This window comes from Qipengyuania sp. BR81-2, from assembly GCF_055693895.1.
Map to the genome: position 1 here is coordinate 283,579 of NZ_CM146344.1, position 21,682 is coordinate 305,260.

General features: G+C 62.9%; 22 protein-coding genes. 4 read left to right on the top strand and 18 right to left on the bottom strand.

What is annotated here, in order from left to right:
* Window positions 1–3: 3 nt before the first annotated feature.
* Together ACZ1G8_RS01450 and ACZ1G8_RS01455 are read right to left on the bottom strand one after the other, a co-directional pair.
* Window positions 4–2,049 (bottom strand): alpha/beta hydrolase family protein, encoded by a 2,046-nt coding sequence (locus ACZ1G8_RS01450; RefSeq protein ID WP_472680069.1) that lies wholly within the window; start codon window positions 2,047–2,049, stop codon window positions 4–6.
* A complete protein-coding gene (locus ACZ1G8_RS01455; RefSeq protein WP_472680070.1) occupies window positions 2,046–3,998 on the bottom strand; it encodes a prolyl oligopeptidase family serine peptidase in 1,953 nt (650 codons plus the stop codon). The genes ACZ1G8_RS01450 and ACZ1G8_RS01455 overlap by 4 nt, the downstream gene beginning before the upstream one ends.
* Before the next feature lie 168 nt (window positions 3,999–4,166).
* On the opposite strand from ACZ1G8_RS01455, the gene ACZ1G8_RS01460 reads away from it, so the two are divergent.
* A complete protein-coding gene (locus ACZ1G8_RS01460) occupies window positions 4,167–4,382 on the top strand; it encodes a hypothetical protein (protein ID WP_472680071.1) in 216 nt (71 codons plus the stop codon).
* Window positions 4,383–4,405: 23 nt separating this feature from the next.
* Here the strand turns inward: ACZ1G8_RS01460 and ACZ1G8_RS01465 are convergent, their stop codons facing one another.
* Complete coding sequence (locus ACZ1G8_RS01465) at window positions 4,406–5,017, bottom strand: DsbA family protein (protein ID WP_472680072.1); 612 nt, start codon at window positions 5,015–5,017, stop codon at window positions 4,406–4,408.
* Window positions 5,018–5,136: 119 nt separating this feature from the next.
* Between ACZ1G8_RS01465 and ACZ1G8_RS01470 the strand changes: the two genes are divergently transcribed.
* Window positions 5,137–5,550, top strand: a complete 414-nt coding sequence (locus tag ACZ1G8_RS01470; protein WP_472680073.1) for a DUF6628 family protein — start codon at window positions 5,137–5,139, stop codon at window positions 5,548–5,550.
* Between the two features lie 150 nt (window positions 5,551–5,700).
* Here ACZ1G8_RS01470 and ACZ1G8_RS01475 read toward each other — a convergent pair whose 3' ends face one another.
* The 3 genes from ACZ1G8_RS01475 to ACZ1G8_RS01485 form a co-directional block, all read right to left on the bottom strand.
* Entirely contained in the window at window positions 5,701–6,468 is a 768-nt protein-coding gene (locus ACZ1G8_RS01475) for a hypothetical protein (protein WP_472680074.1), read from the bottom strand.
* A gap of 78 nt (window positions 6,469–6,546) precedes the next feature.
* Window positions 6,547–7,752, bottom strand: a complete 1,206-nt coding sequence (locus tag ACZ1G8_RS01480; protein ID WP_472680075.1) for a trans-sulfuration enzyme family protein — start codon at window positions 7,750–7,752, stop codon at window positions 6,547–6,549.
* A 40-nt stretch (window positions 7,753–7,792) separates the two neighbouring features.
* A complete protein-coding gene (locus tag ACZ1G8_RS01485) occupies window positions 7,793–8,317 on the bottom strand; it encodes a TetR/AcrR family transcriptional regulator (protein ID WP_472680076.1) in 525 nt (174 codons plus the stop codon).
* 86 nt (window positions 8,318–8,403) lie between these two features.
* Between ACZ1G8_RS01485 and ACZ1G8_RS01490 the strand changes: the two genes are divergently transcribed.
* Together ACZ1G8_RS01490 and ACZ1G8_RS01495 are read left to right on the top strand one after the other, a co-directional pair.
* Window positions 8,404–8,793: a hypothetical protein gene (locus ACZ1G8_RS01490; RefSeq protein WP_472680077.1), complete on the top strand. Its 390-nt coding sequence runs from the start codon at window positions 8,404–8,406 to the stop codon at window positions 8,791–8,793.
* 42 nt (window positions 8,794–8,835) lie between these two features.
* On the top strand, window positions 8,836–10,107 hold the full coding sequence (locus tag ACZ1G8_RS01495; RefSeq protein WP_472680078.1) for a phospholipid carrier-dependent glycosyltransferase: 1,272 nt from the start codon (window positions 8,836–8,838) through the stop codon (window positions 10,105–10,107).
* A gap of 4 nt (window positions 10,108–10,111) precedes the next feature.
* Here ACZ1G8_RS01495 and ACZ1G8_RS01500 read toward each other — a convergent pair whose 3' ends face one another.
* The 12 genes from ACZ1G8_RS01500 to pgi form a co-directional block, all read right to left on the bottom strand.
* Window positions 10,112–11,203: a glycosyltransferase gene (locus tag ACZ1G8_RS01500; RefSeq protein WP_472680079.1), complete on the bottom strand. Its 1,092-nt coding sequence runs from the start codon at window positions 11,201–11,203 to the stop codon at window positions 10,112–10,114.
* 31 nt (window positions 11,204–11,234) lie between these two features.
* On the bottom strand, window positions 11,235–12,302 hold the full coding sequence (leuB, locus tag ACZ1G8_RS01505) for a 3-isopropylmalate dehydrogenase (RefSeq protein WP_472680080.1): 1,068 nt from the start codon (window positions 12,300–12,302) through the stop codon (window positions 11,235–11,237).
* Window position 12,303: 1 nt separating this feature from the next.
* Window positions 12,304–12,900 (bottom strand): DNA repair protein RecO, encoded by a 597-nt coding sequence (gene recO, locus ACZ1G8_RS01510; RefSeq protein WP_472680081.1) that lies wholly within the window; start codon window positions 12,898–12,900, stop codon window positions 12,304–12,306.
* Window positions 12,901–12,932: 32 nt separating this feature from the next.
* Window positions 12,933–13,178 (bottom strand): accessory factor UbiK family protein, encoded by a 246-nt coding sequence (locus ACZ1G8_RS01515; protein WP_221428094.1) that lies wholly within the window; start codon window positions 13,176–13,178, stop codon window positions 12,933–12,935.
* A gap of 31 nt (window positions 13,179–13,209) precedes the next feature.
* Window positions 13,210–13,767: a TspO/MBR family protein gene (locus ACZ1G8_RS01520; protein WP_472680082.1), complete on the bottom strand. Its 558-nt coding sequence runs from the start codon at window positions 13,765–13,767 to the stop codon at window positions 13,210–13,212.
* Window positions 13,768–13,865: 98 nt separating this feature from the next.
* Complete coding sequence (locus ACZ1G8_RS01525) at window positions 13,866–14,891, bottom strand: NAD-dependent epimerase/dehydratase family protein (RefSeq protein ID WP_472680083.1); 1,026 nt, start codon at window positions 14,889–14,891, stop codon at window positions 13,866–13,868.
* A gap of 65 nt (window positions 14,892–14,956) precedes the next feature.
* Window positions 14,957–16,309: a glutathione-disulfide reductase gene (gene gorA, locus ACZ1G8_RS01530; RefSeq protein WP_472680084.1), complete on the bottom strand. Its 1,353-nt coding sequence runs from the start codon at window positions 16,307–16,309 to the stop codon at window positions 14,957–14,959.
* Window positions 16,310–16,374: 65 nt separating this feature from the next.
* Window positions 16,375–17,736, bottom strand: a complete 1,362-nt coding sequence (locus ACZ1G8_RS01535) for a DEAD/DEAH box helicase (RefSeq protein ID WP_472680085.1) — start codon at window positions 17,734–17,736, stop codon at window positions 16,375–16,377.
* Between the two features lie 216 nt (window positions 17,737–17,952).
* Window positions 17,953–18,357, bottom strand: coding sequence for a GtrA family protein (locus tag ACZ1G8_RS01540; RefSeq protein ID WP_472680086.1), 405 nt, complete (start codon window positions 18,355–18,357; stop codon window positions 17,953–17,955).
* 16 nt (window positions 18,358–18,373) lie between these two features.
* The gene (locus tag ACZ1G8_RS01545) at window positions 18,374–19,057 is read right to left on the bottom strand and encodes a ferritin-like domain-containing protein (protein WP_472680087.1); all 684 of its coding nucleotides are present in this window, start codon (window positions 19,055–19,057) and stop codon (window positions 18,374–18,376) included.
* 55 nt (window positions 19,058–19,112) lie between these two features.
* A complete protein-coding gene (locus tag ACZ1G8_RS01550; RefSeq protein ID WP_472680088.1) occupies window positions 19,113–20,099 on the bottom strand; it encodes a calcium/sodium antiporter in 987 nt (328 codons plus the stop codon).
* Window positions 20,096–21,679: a glucose-6-phosphate isomerase gene (pgi, locus tag ACZ1G8_RS01555; protein ID WP_472680089.1), complete on the bottom strand. Its 1,584-nt coding sequence runs from the start codon at window positions 21,677–21,679 to the stop codon at window positions 20,096–20,098. The genes ACZ1G8_RS01550 and pgi overlap by 4 nt, the downstream gene beginning before the upstream one ends.
* Window positions 21,680–21,682 lie beyond the last annotated feature (3 nt).

The following is a 21,682-nucleotide window of genomic DNA, read 5'->3' on the forward strand; positions in this document are numbered from 1 at the left end:
CGGTCAGTCCGCGGGATTGTGCGAGTCGAGGAAGGCTAGCAGCGCCTTCAAGAAACGCGCTTCCTCCCCGCTGTCGCCAAGATAGTGGTCGTCCTCGATCTCCAGTGTTTCGATCTCCACCCCGGCAGCTTCCGCTGCCTCGGACAGTTGCTCGAACTGGTCGAAGGGCACCCGCATGTCCTGAATGCCGTGGGCAACGAACAGCGGCCGCTCGAGCCTGGCGATCTGATCCGACACCGAAATTGTCGAGAGATCGAATTCGTCGTCGCCGGTGATGCGCGGTGTCCAGATATCCTTGTACCAGCGTTTCCGCACCCGTCCCCGGCCAAGATACTGGCTGTCGTAGGCAAGCAGGTCTTCCCAGTCGACGACGCCGGCAAAGCTTGCGCCGCAGCGATAGCGCTCCGGATTTCGCAACGTCCCCCACATGGAGGCATAGCCGCCATAGCTGGCACCAAAGAGGCAGACACGTGCCGGATCGGCGAAACCCTGCGCTACGGCCCAGTCATAGGCATCGTCGATATCGTCCTGCATCGCGCGGCCTATCTGCCCGTCGCCGAGCCGCTCGAAGGCCTCTCCATAGCCGCCCGAGCCGCGATAGTTCGGGCGCAGGACGGCGTAGCCGCGGCTGGCGAGCAGCTGCGTCCAGTCGTCATAGACCATCGTGTCGCGCACGCCGTAGGGACCGCCATGCGGCATGATGACCATCGGAAGGCCCTCCGCCGGCCGACCTTTTGGCAAGGTAAGGAAAGCGCGCATCCGCGTACCGTCGCGAGCTACGATGTCATGTGCCTGGGTCTGCGAAAGAAGCTTCTCGTCGACGAGCGGACGCAGGTTCGCGAACAATTCGAGGCTCATCCGCGAAGGAGTGAATACATAGAGGGCACCGGGATCGGCGTCGCCCGATTGCATCACGAGCATCCGGTCCATTCCCGCGCTGTCGATGATGCGGACCCGGCTGCCGGGAAGCGCTGCTTCGAGCTGGGACTGGATCTTTTGCAATTCTGGTTCGAGCCACTCGGTGCGCGGTTCGTCGTCGGTGTATCTCACACCGACCGGGCCCTCGCCGCGGCGGATGACAACGCTGTCGATGCTCCAGCGCGGATTCTCGTAGACGACGTTTCCGAGTTCCCCTTCGGAATAGTCGATCTCGCGCAGGATCGTCTTGCCGTCATCGTCGTCGACCATGGCATAGCCGGTGTCGCGCCCAGCATAGATGCCGATAACGTCCCAGGCATCGAGCGCATCGTCATCGCCGCCCTTCACCTTGGTCACACGCCTGTATCGATCGTCTGGCCCCGAGCGAAAATAGATCTTGATGTCTGCCCTCGAAGTCCAGCTCATACCGAGCCGCACCACGCCTTGGTCGTCGGCGAACCACTGGCGCACTTCCTTCTCGGGCTTCTGGACAAGGACTGCTGCCGGAGCACCGCTGCCATCAAGCGGGAAACGCCAGACCGCAGGCGGAGTGAACCGCCGTTCGCTCACCGAGAGGATCACGTAGCGACCATGCTTGTCAGTGTGGAGGACATCATCGCCTTCCCAACCCTGGTCCTCGAAGCCGATGAAGTGGAGCTGGCGCGTGGGAATATCGAAGGAGTGAAGCTTCGTCTCAGCGCTGTACTGGAGCTTCGTGAGCCGCATGCGGGTCGAGATCAGGATGCGATCGTCGCCGGCCCACTGGAACCAGTTGAACCCCTCACGATCTCCAAGATCGATAGCCACCAGCGGTTCGAGCGTGTCGGAATCGTGCACGGCGAGGATGCGCTTGTCGCCCTCGACCACTACGAAGGCGAAGCGGCTGCCGCTCTCCGAAAGCTTGGCCGAATTTAGCTGGCTGCGCCCGGCAAAAGCCTCGATCGGGATCTCCGAAGGTTTCTGCGCCTGCGCGGCGAGAGGCTCAGCCGCAACAACGCCCGAAAAGTGCAGTGCAAGCAGCCCCAGAGCGAAGCCCGACAAAAGCGTTCGAAAGGCCCGGTGCCAATCTCGAAGCTGCGTCCAGCGCCACCGATCTAGCGCGCTTTCGAGAATGGCAAGCTCCACGGTCATTCCGCCGGGTTATGGGTGTCGAGGAATTTCTCCAGTGCCTCGAACCAGGCTTCACCGCTGGCAACCTCGCTGAAGCCATGTCCTTCATCCTCGATCAGCAGTTCGTCGACCGAAACGCCCTGTTCCTTCGCCGCCCCCACCATCAGGTGATACTGTTCCACATTTACGATCCCGTCGTCTGTGCCGTGGGCCAGAAGAAGTGGGCGTTTGAGCCGCTCCGCTTGCTCCACCGGCGAGACGTCGGCGAGACGAAAATCCCTTTCATCCTTGCCTTCGTAACGGTTGCGCCAGCGACTGGTGGTGCGGCGACTGAAGAACTGCCGGTCGTGACGCAGCATGATATCCCAATCCATGACGCCCGCCCAGGATGCGGCGCAACGATAGCGCTCGGGATTGCGGATTGCGCCCCAGACTGCCGCGTAGCCGCCGTAGCTCGCACCGACGAGGCAGACGCGCTGCGGGTCGGCGATACCCTGCGAAACCGCCCAGTCCATCGCATCGTCCAGATCGTCCTGCATGGCGCGTCCGATCTCTCCGTAGCCTAGATCGAAGAACGCATCGCCATATCCGCCGGAACCGCGATAATTGGGTTGGAGAACCGCATAGCCGCGGTTGGCCAGCATCTGCACTTCCGAATTGTACGCAAGCGTGTCGCGAATGCCGTACGGGCCGCCATGCGGGTTGATGATGAGCGGAAGGCCTTCTGCGGGCCGGCCGCGCGGCAATGTAAGGTAGGCGCGGATCGGCGTTCCGTCGCGCGCAGTGTAGGTGATCGCCTTGGGCTGCGCGAGATGTTCGAACGGCACGCCCGCGCTCATTTCGCCAAGCGCTTCGAGAGTACCTTCGGCAGGCGTATAGACATAGAGGGCACCAGGGTCCGCGGCGCCGCCTGCCTGGATGATCATCCGCGTGTCGTCCTCCGAGCGCGAGACGATACGGACTGTGTCTTCCTCGAGCGCTGCTTCGAGACCCTTCTGGATTGCACCGAGTTTCTCGTCGAGCCAGATCATTTGCGAGCTGTCATCGGTATAGGTGACCGCGATCGGCTTGCCCTCGCGCGAGAATACTGCCCCGTCCACATCGTACTGAGGATGCTCGTAGACAGTGTCCACGACCTCGGACCGCGCCAGGTCGTAGCGCCTCAGTCCGACCTTGCCCGCTTCGTTCTCCTCGAACACATAGCCGATATCGCTATCGGGCTCGACGCGGAGGATGTCGAAGTACCGGTAGGTCTCGTTTTCCTTCTCCAGATCGTCGAGATGGATCTTATCGACCATCTCGATGTCTTCTTCACCAGGCCCGCGATAGTAAACGCGCAGTTTCTTGCGATACCAGCCGGTCCCGATCCGGACGTTGCCGTCCTTATCGGCGTACCAGTTCCATATCCCCTGGCGTGAACCCTGCACCTGGTCGCGCTTGCCGTCGCGGGTCAGGTCGAAGCGGTAGACCGAAGGATAGTGGCGCGGATTGGCCTGGAGCGAGACCAGCACCGATGAACCGTCTTCGGCGACCCAGATGACATTGTCGCCGTCTCGGATCGGCTCCTTGCGCCCGATCGAATAAAGCTCGCCCGTATCGAGCTCGACCACGAAAAGTCGCGTCCAGTAGCGGTTGTACTCGTCATAAGCGGACGCGCTCACCAGCAGCCGCTGGTTACCGGCCCATCGCACCCAGTTGAGACGATTGCCCTCGCCCATCGCGAAAGTGCCGACCGGCGCGCCATTCGCCGCATTGAAGAGCAAGACATAGTCCATGCCGTTCACATTCGACCGGCTGGCGAGCTGGTTGCCGTCGGGCGACAACTTTGCGCCGCTCAGCTGGCTGCGCGCGGCGAAAGCCTTGGCCGGAATTTCCGGCGGACGCACCTCTGCACTGCTGGCGAACTGGTCCTGTGCTGCGAGCGGCGAAGCGCACGCAAGCGAAACGGCAACAACTGTAAGAAAACGCAATGAAACCCCCTGCGACCAAGCAAGCCAACCCTAAGCAAATCGCGAAGCAAGACAAGTAGCGGCAAGGAAATATTGTCGCGCTTCTCAACAGCTATCATTGCCCCAAATCGTCGGTAACTTTCATTAACCGCAGTTCTCAGTAGGCGGTTAGGGGCATTCGCTTATTCCATGGAAAGGGAAGACCGACTCCAGCCATTGGGACAGGACGGAATCGGAAAATATCTGGATGGCCCGCCGGTCACCGAAGAGCCGGTCGAGGAGGGAAAAATGTTGTTTCACTTCATCCGCAACCTCAGCCGCGACTGCGGCGGATTTGGCATCATCGAACTGTCGTTGATCGCCCCGCAGGTGATGATCCTGACGTACTACGCATTCGGCCTCTGAGCCGCTTGCCCGAAGTCACCTGATCACGGCTTGCCGCCGGAGAGATACTCTTCGAGCTGGCCGAGCCTTTCCTTGCCGAACCACATTTCATCGCCGACGAAAAAGGTCGGTATTCCGAAAGCGCCCCTCTCCACGGCCTGCTCGGTATTCGCAGCAAGCTTGGCCTTAACCACCGGATCCTGCGTCGCCGTCAACAGGCGCTCCGCATCGAAGCCTCCGCTTGCCAGCACTTCGCCCACCAATTCGACATCGCTGCAGTCGATATTGCGCTCCCACACGGCGGGCTGCAGCAGGTCGACCAGCGCCTGCATTTCGGCCTGGTCGCTCGAGGCCACCAGCACACGCTGCAGCAGGATCGTGTTGAACGGAAGGTCCGGGTGCATGGAGAACTTGTCCAGCCCGTGCCGGTCGAGGAAGCGCCTGAATTCGAGCGCTGCGTAGGGCACCTTCCCCTTCACATTCGCATCGCGCATCATCGGCGGCGAATTGCCCGTGATCTTGTGCATGCCGCCTAGAAACACGGGCGTGACGACAAGCTCGGCGCCTGTCCGCGAGACAATGTCCTTCAGCGGATACCAGGCGAGATATCCGTTGGGCGCACCCAGATCGAGAATGAATTCGACGGTCTTGGTCACTGCTCTCTCCCTCTCCTCCTCATCACAGACCGGTCCCGAAAACACAAAAGGGAAAAGCGCCAATTCTTCACTTGCGAATGATTATCATTAGCATATTATCGGTCGGCAAAGGAGATCGCATGTCCAAGTCCAATGCTTCCACCGTCCTCGACCTTCCCTTGCCTACGCGGCGCCACGAGACTCTCGGCCTCGTTATGATCCGCAGGCTCGCCAGCCACGGCCTCTCGGACGCGCGCGCAACAATGCTCGCCCTCGATGCGGCGGGACCACGGTTTCGCAGATTGCTGCTTCTCACCCGGACGTTGGTGACAGAGCTGGCGCGGAACTCGCGGCGCAAGATCTATCTTGCGCCCTGCTGCGCCGCGGGAATGACCCGAGACGAAGGCCTCATCATGTCGCTCATCGGCGGTGCCGGCCTCGACGTCAGCGAGGCGCTGACCGACAACACCCAGCCCAACACCGCCCTCGCCAGCGCGCACGCATTGGGCGAGGAATTGTCCGGGATCGCCCTTGCGAAGGGCTGGCGCCGTTAGGACTGCTCGGGACTACACACGGTGGCCTGAACTCGCGCCTCCCGACTTTGGTCGCTTGAGGTCACCATTCCCTACTGAGCGACAGTCCGGGACTGACAAAGATGCTCGCGTCATCTCGCAGGATATCGGTGTCTTTACGATCTTTGATCCTCAACGCGAGATCCACCGACAACTTGAGCTCCAAATCATCGCCAAGGTCATAGCCATAACTGACCCCGGATTTGCCGAGAAAAAATGCGTGATCCTCGAACCGTCTAGGACGCGGTCGAAGGTTTGATATTCGTATTTTCCAGTCGTTGCCCAAGTGATGTCTTCGGACAACTTGTACTTGTGGCTAAGCAATGCTGACGCGCCCCACCGCTCCTTGAGGGAGCTCGACGACTCCACCCTGAGCAACGATGGTTTGAGAGAAAAGGTGTGGGGCGAACCCTCGCGTTCAAATTGGAATTGCAGACCTGCTTCGAAAGTCCCGTTATTGGTCGTCGGAGATTCAAAGAAATTATCACGGCCATGCTCGAAGCGTATTGCCGTGAAGGCCGAGGTCTCCAAGTTTTCCTTCGATGCTAGGGCACGATCGAATTTCACCGAAGTCTTGAAGCCGGAAGTCGAAGGATCGTCATCGCCAGGTTCCCAATCGCTGTCGGTCACGGCGCCAATTGAGAATTCGAAGTTCACCTCACTATCGAGTTGTGTGGTGTAAGTAAGAGCAATTCCGCTTTCAGCAGTCGCATCCTGAAGGCGGTCACGATCCTCATCACGTGTGTCCGAGGAACTAGCATCGAAGGCGAAGGTCGGTTTGACACTCGCCTCGAATTTCAATGTGCCAGAATCTTGAGAGGAGTTGCTGTCTCGTGATTTTGCGATCCCAGGCGTCGTCATAAGCGCCAAAACAAGAATAGCAGCAATTCCATTGCGCATGAAACATCTCCCTCGCGGTTTTTGGTGACGGATGCAGGGAGAATTTGATTGTAAGGATCCGTACTTCTTCGGCTGCCGCTAAATCCCGGCAGCCCCCAGAGCCCGGTCGAGATCCTCGCGCAGGTCCTCCACATCTTCCAGCCCGACGTTGATCCGCAGCAGACCCTCGGTCACGCCCATCGCTTCGCGGTCTTCTGCCGTCATGCCCGCGTGCGTGGTACTGGCGGGGTGGCACATCAGGCTGCGCGCATCGCCGATGTTGTTCGAGATATCGACCAATTCGAGCGCATCGAGGATGGCGAAGGCGCGCTCGCGGCTTTCGACGTCGAAGGCGAAGATCGGGCCCGTCGCGCTCATCTGTTCGAGCGCGAGCGCGTGGCGCGGATGGCTCTCGAGGCCGGGATGCAGCATGCGCGGGACGCGCGCTTCGATGAACTTGCCCAGCTCCACCGCGTTCTCGCTCTGCTTGAGTGCGCGCATGCTCAGGGTTTCTAGACCCTTCAGGACGACCCAGGCATTGAAGGGGGCGACATTGGGGCCGGTATTGCGCTGGAACGGCAGCAGCACCTCTTCGATCCACTCACGCGAACCGCAGACGGCGCCGGCGAGCACCCTGCCCTGTCCGTCCATCAGCTTGGTCGCAGAATAGGCCACCACGTCAGCGCCGAAATCCATCGGGCGCTGGAGCGCGCTGGTCGCAAAAGCATTGTCGACCACGGTGGTGATGCCGCGCGACTTTGCGAGGCCGCAGACATGCGCGAGATCCACCACGTCAAGCGTGGGGTTGGCCGGCGTCTCGAAGAAGAAAACCTTGGTGTTCGGCCGGATCGCTGCTTCCCATGCATCATTGTCTGCGCTGTCGACCACGGAGGTCTCGATGCCGAAACGCGGCAGCAGGTGGTCGAGCAGCCAGCGGCAGGACCCGAAGGCCGCACGCGCTCCGACGATGTGGTCTCCGGCGGACAGCTGGCAGAGCAGCGCCGTCGTCATCGCGGCCATGCCGCTTGCCTGCGCGCGGCACGCCTCGGCGCCTTCCATCAGCGCAATCCGTTCCTCCAGCATTGCCACCGTGGGATTCTGGAGGCGCGAATAGGTCATGCCCTCGGCTTCGCCTGCAAACCTGTCGGCGACGGTCTGCGCATTGTCGTAGGTATAGCCCGAGGTGAGGAAGAGCGCTTCGCTCGTCTCGCCATGCTCGCTGCGCCATGTGCCTCCGCGCACGGCCTGCGTTGCGGGACGCCACTTGGAAGTGATCGAACGGTCGGTGCCGGTGGTCTTCTTCATGGCGCCTGCGATAGCACGCAGTTTCGCGGCGGCAAGCAGGTCACCCTTCGAGGGCAGCAAGCCCAGCTTCGGCAATATCCGCGCGTCCCACGGCATCGAGCATCTGCGATCCCTCGATAAAGGTGAGCAGCAAGCGCGCGCCGCCGCGCGGATCGGGATCGGCTTCGGGCATGTGCGCCTCGAGCCAGTCGAGCAGCAGGCCCATGGTGGACGCCGCGCTCTTGCGGAAAGTCTCGTCGCCCGATGCTGCTGCCGCGACGACGTCCCACCACAGCCGCATGAAGGGCTTGAGTTCGTCCGCTGCGGTGACCTCCAGTATTTGCCTTACCGTCTCGCGCCGGTTGCGTGCCCGCTTGGCGGGCAAGGCTGCTTCCAGGCCGGTTTCGTAGAGCTTGGCGAGGTAATCTAGCAGCGCCTCGATGGCGCCCTGCCGATTTCCGAAGTGATATATGAGCATGCGATCGCTCGTCCCCGCAGCCTTGGCGAGCGGGCGCAGGCTGACGCCGGCAATGCCGTGCTCCAGCACATGCGCGGCCATAGCCGGCAACAAGGTTTGGCGGGTCATTCGCGGCTTTGACATGGCGCACTTGTAGCGAGTGCTACAAAAGGCTACAAGTGTAGCACCTGCTACATCCGACTCGGGAGTTCGCAATGTCGCCCTTCGTCATCCTTTTCCTCGCCGGTCTCGCCGCGGCCCTTGCCGCCATGATCTATATCGTCGTCTCGCAAGAGAAGGTCGGCAGCGCAGCCCTTGCAGCTGCGCTTTCGGGCGGCTTCGGTGCGTTCACTGCGATCACCATCCTGTATGAAGGTGTCCTTCCGGTCTGGCTCAACCACACGCAGAACCTGTGGGGCGTACAGGTCTGGTGGGACCTCTTGATCTCGCTGACCGTCGCGCTGTTCTTCGTGCTTCCGCGAGCCCGCGCGGCAGGCATGTCCATCTTCCCCTGGCTCCTCTTCGTGGTCTGTACGGCCAGCATCGGCCTGCTCGCCATGGTTGCCCGCCTCTTCTGGCTGGAAAAGCGCGCAGAAGCCGCCTGACCCGCTTGCCGGGCGCACGGCGGCCTCCTAAGCCCGCCTGCGATGAGCCGCGCGCCCGAGCAACCGCAAGACCCGATCCTCTGGAGCGCCGCGCTGGCGCTTGGCTTCTGGCTGCTGGTCGCGTGGAACCTCGGCATTCCGTCGCAGCCCTACTTCGACGAAATCCACTACCTGCCCGCCGCGCGTGACCTGATCGCACTCGACACTTTCTCGAACCGCGAACATCCGCTGTTCGGCAAGGAGATGATCGCGCTCGGCATGATGCTGCTGGGCGACAACCCTTGGGGCTGGCGGATCATGCCCTCACTGGCCGGGGCACTGGCGCTATTCGCCGTCCAGCGAACGGTCTGGTTCGGCACGCAGGAGCGCTATACGAGCCTCGTGAGCGGATTGCTCGTGGCCACTGGCTTCCATCTCTTCATCCACTCGCGCATTGCCATGCTCGATGTCTTTGCCATCGCAGGCATCCTCGTCGCTTTCTGGCAATGCGCCGCCGCCATGCGCGAGCCCGAGACCGGCCGCTGGCGACTGGCTTTGGCGGGCGTCGCGCTGGGTCTGGCCATGGCAAGCAAGTGGAGCACGCTGATCATCGCGGCGGTCCCGGGGCTCGCGTTCCTCGTTCTGCGCTGGTTCGCCGGTCGTCGTCGCCTGCTCCTGAGCCGCCGCGGCATGCCCGTGCCCGGCATGACGCTGGTGGAGGCATTCCTTTGGCTCGGCATCGTACCGCTGCTCGTCTACGCCACGACATTCTGGCCGGCCTACCACTTCACCTACCAGCCGATCACCGAGGGGCTGATCTCGCACCATCGCTTCATGCTAGAGCTGCAGACGCAGGTACTAAAGCCCCATCCCTACCAATCGAACTGGCCCGAATGGGTCCTGAACTGGCGAGCGATCTGGTATCTCTACGAGCCTATCGACGGGGCGCAGCGCGGCGTCATGCTGATTGGCAACCCGCTGACGATGCTCATCGGTATTCCCGCGCTGATATGGTGCGCCTGGCAGGGAATCTTGGCGAGAAGCCCGATGCATGGTGCGGTCGCCCTGCTCTACGCGATCAGCCTCGGTTTCTGGATTTTCGCGGCCAAGCCAATCCAGTTCTACTACCACTACTTCCTGCCGAGCACGGCCCTGCTGGTGGCCCTGGCCCTCGCGCTTTCGGACCTGCGAAATGCGGGGCGCGGAAAGATCGCTGGCGCGGTGCTGATCGCCAATCTGCTGGTTTTCATTTTCTTCTACGAAATCATCGCTGCGGAGCCCTTGGCGCGGCCGGACAGCTTCGCCGTATGGACCTGGCTCGAAAGCTGGCGCTAGCGGCCTAGTAGCGGCCCCAGACGAAGCGGCTTGAGAGGGCATAGTTCCAGACCGAGCCAATCCCGATCCCCACCATTGCGGCGAGCACTTCGTGCAGCCCACGCGAAAACAGCGCGCTGGCGACGGCGATATTCGCAAAAGCGCCGACCGAACAGGCGGCGACGAAGCTCGCCCAGCCGGCAAGGACCTTGCCAAAGGTCTTCAGACGGCGGTCGCGATAGGTGAGGAAATTGTTGAGCCAGAAGTTGAAGGTCATCGCCCCGAAGGTCGCGATGCCTTGCGCCCAAGTGAAACCCGCGCCGAAGGCAAGCAGGCACAGGTAGAGGATGGCGAGGTGCACGAGCACGCCCAGCGCACCGACCGTGCCGAATAGCGCGAAACGGGTCGGGATGATCCGCCCGAAGCTCTTGTCGTAGAGCCCGGCGAGGAAGTCGAGCGCGATCGCGCGGTCGAGCTTGCTTTCGCCCGCCCTCCGCGCGGCAAAATTCATCGGGAAGTCCTTCACCTTCAGCGGGCGGTCTGAGGTTGCCAGCAGGTCGAGCAGGATCTTGAAGCCGATGCCCGATAGTCGCGGCACGAGCGCGCGAGCCCTGTCGGATGACAGCAGGAAATAGCCGCTCATCGGGTCGGACAGCTCGACCCCGGTCAGCCGCCGCGCGAGACTGTTTGCCACCGACGACAGCTTCTCGCGGTCGGGCCTGCCCCATTCCTCCATGCTCGCACCCTCGGCGAAGCGGCTGGCAACAGCGACTTCCGCTTCGCCCGAACGGACAGCCTCGAGCATCGTCTTCAGCAGCTTGGGATCGTGCTGGTGGTCGGCATCCATCACTGCCACATAGGGTGCGGCAGTGGCGCAGAAGCCCTCGATAGCGGCGCTCGACAGGCCCCGGCGACCGATACGCTGGATCACGCGGACACGGGTATCGCTGCGGGCCAGCCTCCGCGCCTCGTCGGCCGTGCCGTCGGCGGAATTGTCGTCCACCACGAGCACCTCCCATCCGCTCGGGCCCAGTGCTTCCTCGATACGGTCGACCAGCGGCGCGAGATTGTCGCGCTCGTTGAGCGTGGGAAGGATGATCGCAAGGTCGAGCGCCATGCCGCCCGCCTGACGCGAATTGCCTACAAATTCAAGACAGGGCGGATAGCGCGCGCAGCACCGCGTCGCCGATTTCGCTCGTCGTGGCGCTGCCGCCGAGGTCCGCGCCGCGCACGTCGCTGGCGACGACCTTGGCTACCGCACGTTCGATGCGGCCCGCCTCGGTCTCGCGGCCAAGCGAATGGCGCAGGAGCATCGCAAGGCTAAGGATTGCGGCGATGGGGTTCGCCTTGCCCTGCCCCGCGATGTCGGGCGCGCTGCCGTGGATCGGCTCGTAAAGTCCGAAAGTGCCGAATTCGGTCTGCCGCTCGCCGAGGCTCGCGCTCGCAAGGAGGCCGATCGAGCCGACGCAGGCGCTCGCCTGGTCGGACAGGATATCTCCGAAGAGGTTGCCCGTCAGGATCACATCGAACTGGCCCGGGCTACGCACCATCTGCATGGCGGCATTGTCGACATACATGTGGTCGAGTTCGACATCGGGATATTCGGCTGCGACCTCGATCACGGTTTCGCGCCAGATGCGGCTGGTCTCGAGCACGTTCGCCTTGTCGACGCTGGTGAGCCGGCCGCGACGTTTCTGCGCGGCGCGGAAACCCGTGTGTGCGATGCGGCGAACCTCTGCTTCGTTATAGGACATGGCATCCCACCCCTCGCGCCCACCATCGCTGGACCGCTCGCCCTTGTCGCCGAAATACACGTCACCATTGAGCTCGCGCACGACCAGCAGGTCGATACCACGCGCCACTTCCGGACGCAGCGAGGACATATCCTCTAGGCCGGGATAGCCCGCCGCAGGGCGCAGATTGGCAAAAAGGCCGAGTTCGCTACGCAGGCCGAGGATCGCCTGCTCGGGACGATGCATGCGGGGCAGGTCGTCGCATTCGGGATCGCCGACCGCACCGAAGAGCACCGCATCGGCGCCTTGCGCGATCTCAAGCGTCTCGGAGGGAAGCGGATGGCCGTGCCGCCTGTAGGCGATACCGCCTACGTCGCCCTCGAACAGTACCAGCCCGGGCAAGGAAAGCGCATCGAGCACGCGCAGCGCCTCGGCGGTCACTTCGGGGCCGATGCCGTCACCGGGCAGTATCGCGATTTTCATATCAGGCCATCCGTTCGAGCCGCTGCATCAGAAGTGTCCTTGCGGCTAGAACGTCGGCCCGCGTGTCGGCAAGCAGGTAACGCGCGATTTGCGGCTCCGAACCGCGCAGAATTTCCAGAGCCTGCTCAAGGCCCGCTATCTCGGGCTTCTGTCCACCATAGCCGAGCTCGCGCAGAAGCAGCACTTCATAGGCCGCCAGCGCCGGTGCCCAACCCCGCGCGGAGGGCGCGTTGCAGATTGCATCGAGCAACGCCGAGAGCGCGCTGTAGAGGCTGGGATACGGATTGCGTTCGGGCAAGGCACTGGCGGTCAGCGCGCAGGTCCAGTTGATCGCGGCTGCGGGAAGCGGTTCGGCCAGCCAAGGGCCGCGGCTCTGCGCCAGCTCGAGCCGGGCGAAGGGAAGCTGGCTGTCGGACTTGGCGCGGATCTCCGCCTCGACGAGGTTGCCGGGAATGACGACAGGGCGCAACTGCCTTCCGCGACCACCTGCGACATAGGCTGCAACGACACCGCTTTCCTCGGTCAGCAGACGCGCGATCACAGCCGTCTCACCATGAGGGCGGGCAGCGATCAGGATTGCTGGTGCGCGAAGATGCATGTCTTTCCCCTACCGCGCGGCAGGGGCTTGCGTCACTTGGTCTTGGCTTCGAGCGCAGCAACGCGCTCTGCCAGGTCTTCAGCCTGCTCGCGCGCCTTGGCCGCCATCTGTTTCACGGCGTCGAATTCCTCGCGCGTGACGAAGTCCATGCCGCCGAATGCTTCCTTGGCCCGTTCACGCGCAGTCTCGCGCGCCTCGCGGGTCATGCCCGCAAGCGTACCGGCCGCCGAATTGGCGAGTTTGACGAAGTCGGCGATCATCGGGTTCTGGCTCTGCATGGAAGCTATCTAGGCGCGCGCGGCGGCCAGTTCAATTGCCGATACGAACGCGCTCGACCGCTTCGCCCGAGGAGCCGCCATCGGCATCGGGGTTGAGACGGAGGAACTCGTAGTTGAGCAGCGTCGCGAAGCACACCCACGCAAGGTACGGCAGCAGGAGGACCGCCGCGAGGCGCCGCACGCGCCAATAAAGGACGATCACCACCAGCAACGACAGCACGATCGCCACCAACACGCCGAGCGCGATGGTCAACTGCTGCATTCCGAAGAAGATCGGCGTCCATGCGAGGTTGAGCAGGAAATGCAGTGCGAAGACCGTCAGTGCAGCACCGCGTCCGCGTGCTCCCCATGCCGATGCGACCATTGCTGTCGCGAGGCCGATCATGACATAGAGGATCGTCCAGACGATGCCGAACCATTTCGGCTCGGGATAGATCGCAGGCTTGTCGAGCGCCTGGAACCACGCGCTGCCCGGCCCGGGCCCGACCATGCCGGAAAGGAAACCGAGCAGGACGCACAGCGGCACCAGGAAAAGTGCCCAGCGAAGGAAACTTGCGCGCAATTGGCCGCGCGATGCCAGCATGTTCATGACTGCGGTCCCCGTCGTCGATCTCGTTGCCAAGCGTTCTGGCGAGCCTGAGAGCGGCTGGCAATGCGCCGCCGCTTCCCGTCCACTTTCGGGACCGGTCAGACCTTGACCACGCCGTGATCGATCAGGCTCTTAGCGCAGTCGACGATGCTTTCCTCTTCTTGGCGTGTTTCCCAGCCGAGACGCTGCTTGGCGTGGCTCGCATCGACATTGCGGGTCTTGCCGACCTCGCTTTTGATCGAACGGACCCCCGGATTGAACAGACTGAGGACCGAGACCATCCAGTTCGGCATGATCTTCTTGGGCACCTTGCGTGTCTGCTCCGCAGGCAGACGTTCGCGCAGCACATCGGCGATCTCGATGATCTTCATGAACCTGCCCGCGGCAAGGAAGCGTTCGTTCGCGAGGTTGGGCTCCTCGAGGCAGCGAACGTGGAGATCGGCGACATCGCGCGTGTCGACGATCGCAAAGCCGAGGTCGGGCGCCATCGGCATCGAGCCGTCGAGCACCTGTTTCACGGCCTCGACAGAGGGCGAGAAGTCCGGATCTTCTACCGGGCCGAGCACCATCGAGGGATTGACCGAGACAAACTCCATGTCCCCGCCGTTTTCCTTCACCCAGTCGCGCGCGGCACGCTCGGCAATCGTCTTCGATTTGACGTAGGGATAGACATCGGGGTGGCTGACGTCGGTCCAGTCGCTTTCATCGACCGTATAGACCTTTTCCGCCCTGCCGTAGGCGACCGCGGCCATCGAACTGGTCTGCACGAAGCGCCTCACACCAGCGTCCTTAGCAAAGCGCAGCGCGCGCAGCGTGCCCTCGCGCGCCGGCACGATCATCTCGTTCTCGTCCTTGGGCGTCGATGCGGCGATGGGCGAGGCGACATGCGCGACATGGGTGCAGCCAGCCACGGCTTCGGCCCAACCGGCGTCGTCCATGAGCTCTGCCTCGAAGACCCTGAATGTGTCTTCAGGCGGATTGCCGAGACGATTGCGCAGCAGGGCTTCGCTCTTAGCCTTGCTGCGCACGGTTGCGTGGACCGTCCAGCCCCTGGCGAGCAGTTGCCTGATCAGTTCGCCTGCAATGTAACCCGTGCCGCCCGTTACCAGTACCGTACCCGTCATCGCGCCTCTCCTTTTTGGCGCGATGCTAGGGTGACAGGTTTCAACTGGCAACTGGCCTTGGCGGCTCAGCGCAGGAGGACGAGTTCCTCGGCCATGGTGGGGTGGATGGCGCAGGTGGCGTCGAAATCGGCCTTGGTGAGGCCGGCTTTTACGGCCACCGCAGCCGCCTGCATGATCTCGGGCGATTCAGGCCCGATCATGTGAATGCCCACGATGCGGTCGTTATCGCCCTCGCACACCATCTTGTAGAGGCTGCGCTCGTTGCGGCCTGCCACCACGTTCTTCATGGCGCGGAAGTCCGACTGGTAGACTTTCACACTGCCGAGCTTGTTGCGGGCCTCGCCCTCGGTCATGCCGACTGCCGCGATCGGCGGATGGCTGAAGACCGCACTTGGGATGCAGCCGTAGTCGACCGCGACCGGCTCACTTCCGCCGAAGACCATATCGGCAAAGGCCTGACCCTCGCGGATCGCGACCGGGGTGAGCTGCACGCGGTCGGTCACATCGCCGACGGCATAGATGTGGTCGACACTGGTCTTGCTGAAGCGGTCGACCTTCACCTCGCCATCCTCGCCCAGCTCTACGCCCGCATTCTCTAGGCCCAGTCCTTCGGTATTGGGCACGCGGCCAACAGCGAACATGACGCAATCGACGCGTTCTTCATCGCAATCGGTCAGCTTCACGAAGTAGCCGCCCTCGTCGCACGGCTTGATGTATTCGAACTTCGTGTTGAACTTAAAATCGATGCCTTTCATGATCGATATCTGCAGCAAGCGATCCCGGAGGCTTTCGTCATAGCTGCGCAGCAGCGTATCGCCGCGATTTACGATGCAGACCTTTGATCCGAACTCGTTGAAAATACCGGCGAACTCGTTGGCGATATAGCCACCGCCCGCGATGATGATCTTCTTCGGCACCTCGTCGAGATGGAAGGCCTCGTTCGAGCTGATCGCGTGCTCTGCCCCCTCGCATTCGGGCATGCGCGGACGGGCGCCGGTGGCGATCAGGATGTATTTTGCTGTGACCTTCTTCCCGCTGGCGAGCGTGATCTCGTGCTCGCCGGTAATTTCGGCGCGCTCTTCGAAAATCTCGACCTCGTGGTTCTCCAGCGTCTGCGTGTAGAGACCGTTCAAGCGATCGACGTCGGACAGCACGTTGTCGCGCAGCGTCTTCCAGTCGAAGGTCGCCTTCTCCACGGTCCAGCCGAACTTCTGGCAATCCTCGATGTCCTCGGCAAAATGGGCGCCGTAGACGAGCATCTTCTTGGGCACGCAGCCGCGGATCACGCAGGTGCCGCCGACCCGGTATTCCTCCGCAATCGCTACCTTTGCGCCATGAGCGGCGGCAACGCGGCTTGCGCGCACACCGCCCGAGCCGGCACCAATAGTGAAGAGGTCGTAATCGTATTGGTCGGCCATTCGGCGCTCCTGTCAGCTTTCGCGCGTGTCTCTCGCCAACCGTGAGCCGATAAGCAAGTTCCGACTTACCTTCCGCTGCGCTGCCTGCTGCGGTTACGGTTGCGGTTACGATTGCCGCCGGGCTGACCGCCCTGCCCTGCGCCCGAAGGCTTGCCCTTGCGCGCAGGATGCTTCTGCTTGGGCTTCGGTTTACTCGCACCGCCAGCGGGGCGCACTTTGGGCTTCGCTAGGCGCGGCTTCTGCTCGCGCTTGGTCGGGCCTACGCCTTCGACCACGGCACGGAAGTTGTCAGGCAGCGGCAGGCGCTCGAATTCCGCGTCGGTCTTCTTGCGGATATCCTTGAGGTAATCCCTCTCGTCCTCGGCGCAGAAAGCAATCGCGATTCCGTCCTTGCCGGCACGCGCGGTGCGGCCGATGCGGTGGACGTATTGTTCGGGCACGTTGGGCAGCTCGTAGTTGATCACGTGGCTGACACCCGGAATGTCGATTCCGCGCGCCGCCACGTCGGTCGCAATCAGGATCGGCGTCTTGGCGCGCTTGAATTCGTCGAGCGCACGCTGGCGCTGCGGCTGGCTCTTGTTGCCGTGGATGGCGTTCGCTGGAATTCCCTTCTGGCCGAGCTTCTTCACCACGCGGTCGCAGCCGTGCTTGGTACGGGCGAAGATCAGGACGCGTTCGAACTCGCCGGGCACCTTGTGGCGCTCGGACAGGATCATCTCCAGCAGCGTCTGCTTCTCGTCCTGCTGGACCATGAAGAGATACTGGTCGATGCGTTCGGCCGTCGTGCTTTCGGGCGTCACGCTGACCTTTACCGGGTTGTGGCAGTACTTTCCGACCAGTTCCTGGATCTGCTTGGGCATGGTGGCACTGAAAAAGAGCGTCTGGCGATCGTCCGGCACCAGCTCGCTGATGCGGCGCAGTGCGTGGATGAAGCCGAGGTCGAGCATCTGGTCGGCCTCGTCGAGGACGAGGATTTCCACGCCGTCGAGGCGGAAGGCCTTCTGGTCGATCAGGTCGAGCAGACGGCCCGGCGTCGCGACGAGGATGTCGGTGCCGCGGTGCAGCTTGTTCCGGTCCTTGTTGACCGAAGTACCGCCTACGATCGAGTGGACCTTGAGGCCCGCGAGCGCGCCGTAGTCCTTTGCACTCTCGGCAATCTGGCCAGCGAGTTCACGCGTCGGTGCGAGCACCAGCATGCGGCAGGACTTGAACGGCGTCTGCTTGTCGGCATCACGCAGGCGGTCGATGCTGGGCAGCATGAAGGCCGCGGTCTTGCCGGTGCCGGTCTGCGCGATGCCGAGCAGGTCGCGGCCCTCGAGCACGCGCGGAATGGCCTGCGCCTGGATCGGCGTCGGCTCGTTGTAGCCCTTCATGTCGAGGGCCTGGAGCACGGGCTGCGACAGCCCGAGGTCGGTGAATTGTGTCATGTATACTCGCAATATGCTTGCGGCGCGCAGACGGATTGGTCGCGCGGCGCGGGTGTCAAACGACCCGCGTGAAAAGGGAAGTCCTTGGAAAAACTGGACCGAGGCGCGGCCGGGGCGATGGATGTATCGTCATCGCCGCTTCACGCTGGCTAGCGCGCCTCGATGGCGGCCATTTGGATGCTGCAGTGCAAAAAGTCAATGCAGACCCCCTGCTTGTCAAACCTGCCGGAAGTTGATCGTCGCATTCAGCGCGAACATCGCGAGGCCGGCGAAGACCGATACGACGACCCTCGCGACGAGGTAATGCAGGGGCGTGAAGGTGGTCAGCAACCAGAACAGGCTGACCGTAACAGCGAGTCCGACCATGGCGTTTGCGAGAAACAGCGCATAGCCGCTCGCGACCGTCCTGTCGGTGCCGGCGAAAATCCAGGTCCGCCCAAGGACGTAGTGGATGCTGTTCGACAGAATGAAGCTGAGCGCAGTGGCAACCACGGGATCGACCGCTGCCTGCTCGACCATGCCCCACAGGACAACCAGCCCAAGCAGGAAGACGCCCGTGCTGACGACCGTATTGCGGACGAGCATCCAGCCCACTCGGCGTTTGAAAAATCGCTTCAGCATGCGGTGATGTGGTCCGTCAGGCGGCCGCTACCGAACGCGCAGCGGGCTTGGGATTAGCCTCTCCCGCATCGCGCCACTCGGTCCGCCGGGGCGCACCGAACCAGAGGAACAGCAGCGGAAGCTTGATGAAGAGCAGCTCGGAATGGATCATCCGGTCGATCCAGCGCTCCCACGCATTGGGCATGCGCCGTGCATTCTCGGCAAGCCACTTGTCATATGGCAGGAAATGATCGGGCTCGTCGACATGGACGACCTGGAAGATCTTGTGCAGCGCCTTGTCCTGCTTGACGATGGGGTGATCGAGCAGGATCTCGACCTGCTTCAGCCCGCGCTTCTCGGTCAGCGAAATCACCCTGCACAGGCGCTCGAACAGGTCGTCGCTGGCAATGATCGCATCGGTATCGAGGCTGTCGATGGTGCTACCAAAAGTGATCTCGATGAAGCGGTCGATGTGGCCGAAAGTGCGGTCGAGCGCGATGGGCATTTCCCCTCGTAGCTGGAACCAGCGCTTGAACATAGTGTAATGCTTGCGTTCGTCGGCTCGGTGCTTTTCGACCGCGGCGATCAGTTCGGTGGCCTCGGGATGCTTCGCCTTTACCGCCTCGAGCACGCGGTCGAGCGCCGTGTAACCGCGGTGTTCGTTATAGATGTAGATCGATCCCAGCAGATCGAGATAGCGACGGGCGAACCATGCTTTCATTCCAGCAGCTTACCACGCGCGGGCGCTGCCGTCACTTTGAGGCGAGTTCTTCGTCTCAGACGCCCCGCACCGTGATCACGAGGAAGGCAATGTAAGCGAGAAGCAAGAGGCCGCCCTCACGCCGTCCGAGCCGTCCCCCGGTCCACGAAAAAACGATTGCAGCGAGCGCAGCTCCGAACAGCACCCACAGGTCGATGGTGAGGATACTGTCGGGGATCGGGCCGGGCGCAACGAGGCCGGTGACGCCGCCGATGAAGAAGATGTTGTAGATGTTCGAGCCGAGCACATTGCCGAGCGCAATGTCGCTCTCCTTGCGGAAAGCGGCCACGATCGTGGTCGCGAGTTCGGGGGCGGAGGTACCTGCGGCAACCACGGTAAGGCCGATCACCGTGTCGGACACCCCGAGGCTCGCGGCGATCTCGATCGCGGCATCGACCAACACGGTGCCGCCCGCCACGATCAGGCCGGTCCCGACGAGAAAGAGGAAGACCGCTTTCCACACGCTATCGCCCGGCACAGGCTCGTCGGGATGCAGGCCGGGATCCGTGTGTTCGACCGCGGTGGTGCGCTGGCTGGCAGCCTGGACGGGCTGGCCGGTGCGCTCCTGGTGATAGGCAAAGGCGAGATAGGCGATGAGGATCGCTAGGAAGCCGGTGCCGACCACACGATCGAGACCCAGCGTTTGCCCGGCGATAAGCAGCAGCGCAACGCCTAGCAGGCCCACCATGCCGTCGCGCCAAACAACGCTGCCTTTCACGGCTATCGGTGCGATCAGGGCCGCGGCGCCGAGGATGAGCAGGGTATTGGCGAGGTTGGAGCCGACGATATTGCCGAGCGCAATGCCCGGCGATCCTGCGAGCGAGGCCTGCACGCTGGCAGCAAGCTCAGGCGTCGAGGTCCCGAGGCCAACAATCACAAGGCCCACGAGCATCGGGGAAAGGCCGAGCCGCTCCGCAAGGCGAGAGGCGCCTCGCACAAGCAGCTCGCCGCCGCCCATCAGCAGGGCGAAGCCGAGCAGCAGGAGCAGGATCGTGGTGATCACTGGTCGAGACCGGCTGCCTTGAGAAGGCCCTCGGTGCTGGCGTCGAATTCCTCACCGCCCTGCTCGATCGCCTTGGCCATCTGCTTGCCGAGTTCGACGCCGAACTGGTCGAACGGGTTGATGCCCATCAGTACGGCGCTGGCGAAGGTGCGATGTTCGTGGAACGCGATCAGCGCGCCTAGCGTTGCTGCATCGAGATCATCGGCGAGGATCGTCGCCGAGGGTCGGTTGCCGGGGTAATTGCGCGCGGGGTCCTTGCCCTTCTTGCCCACCATCAGCGCCGCGCCCTGTGCAAAGCAATTCATCAGCAGGATCCGGTGGTGCGCGGGGTCCAGTTCGTCGCCCGGCGCGATGCTGGCGATGAAGTCGACCGGGATCAGGTGCGTGCCTTGATGGAGCAACTGGAACACCGCGTGCTGCGCATCGGTGCCCACCCCGCCCCAGGTTATCGGCGCGGTCGGGCCGTCGACGGGCTGCATATCGGCAGTGACGCGCTTGCCGTTGCTCTCCATCTCGAGCTGCTGGAGGTAGTCGGGGAACAGGCCCAGCCGCTCGTCGTAGACGAAGACCGCCCGGGTCTGGCAACCGCGCACGCGGGTGTAATAGAGATCGGCGAAGGCGGCGCGCAGGACGAGATTGTCCGCCACCTCGGTGTCGCGAAAATGCTTGTCGACCTCGGCCGCACCGGCGAGCATCTCGCGGAAATCGTCCATCCCCACGGCCATTGCGACGGGAAAACCGATCGAGGACCAGATCGAGTAGCGCCCGCCTACGCTCTCCTGGAAGGGCAGGATGCGGGTCTCGTCGACGCCCCACTCCACCGCGCCTTCGGGATTGGCGGTCAGCGCCACGACGCGGCCGCTCGGGTCGGACACGCCATTGTCGCGCAGCCATTTGAGCGCGCTCTCGGCATTGGTCATCGTCTCAATGGTGGTGAAGGTCTTGCTGGCGACGGCGATCAGCGTCTTGGCCGGATCGCACTTCGCGAACGCCGCCTCCAGAGCCACGCCGTCGATGTTCGAGACGACATGGACGTCGCAGCGCGAAAAGTCGCGGCTGAGCGCGTCGACGCCGAGCGCCGGACCCAGCGCGCTGCCGCCGATGCCGATATGGATGAGGTGGTCAACCTCCCCCAATGCGCCTTGGTGGATCGCTTCGACGAGCATGCCCATGCGGTCGATCAGCGCAGCCGCTTCCTCGACCTTCGCCTCGTCACCCACGCCGCGCAGCGTCCCATGATCGGCTGCCCTGCCCTCGGTCGGGTTGACGACCTCGCCGGCGAAGAGCTTGCGGCGCATTTCGGTGAAGTCCATGGCCTCGGCCAGTTCGGTAAACTTCGCCAGCACTGCACGGTCGAGATGCGTTTTCGACCAGTCGAACAGGATACCGCCCGGCGCCATGGGATCGCCCGCTGCATCGCCTGCCAGATCGATCCGGCCTGACAGCATCGCCACGCGATCATCTCCGCCCGGCTCGTCCCTGCCCTCGCCTCCATCGCGCTCAGTGCTGAACAGTTCGAGGAGCGTGGGCTGCGGAAGGTTGGCGAGTTCGCTCCAGATATCGGCGGCGGCTTTGGTCATGGC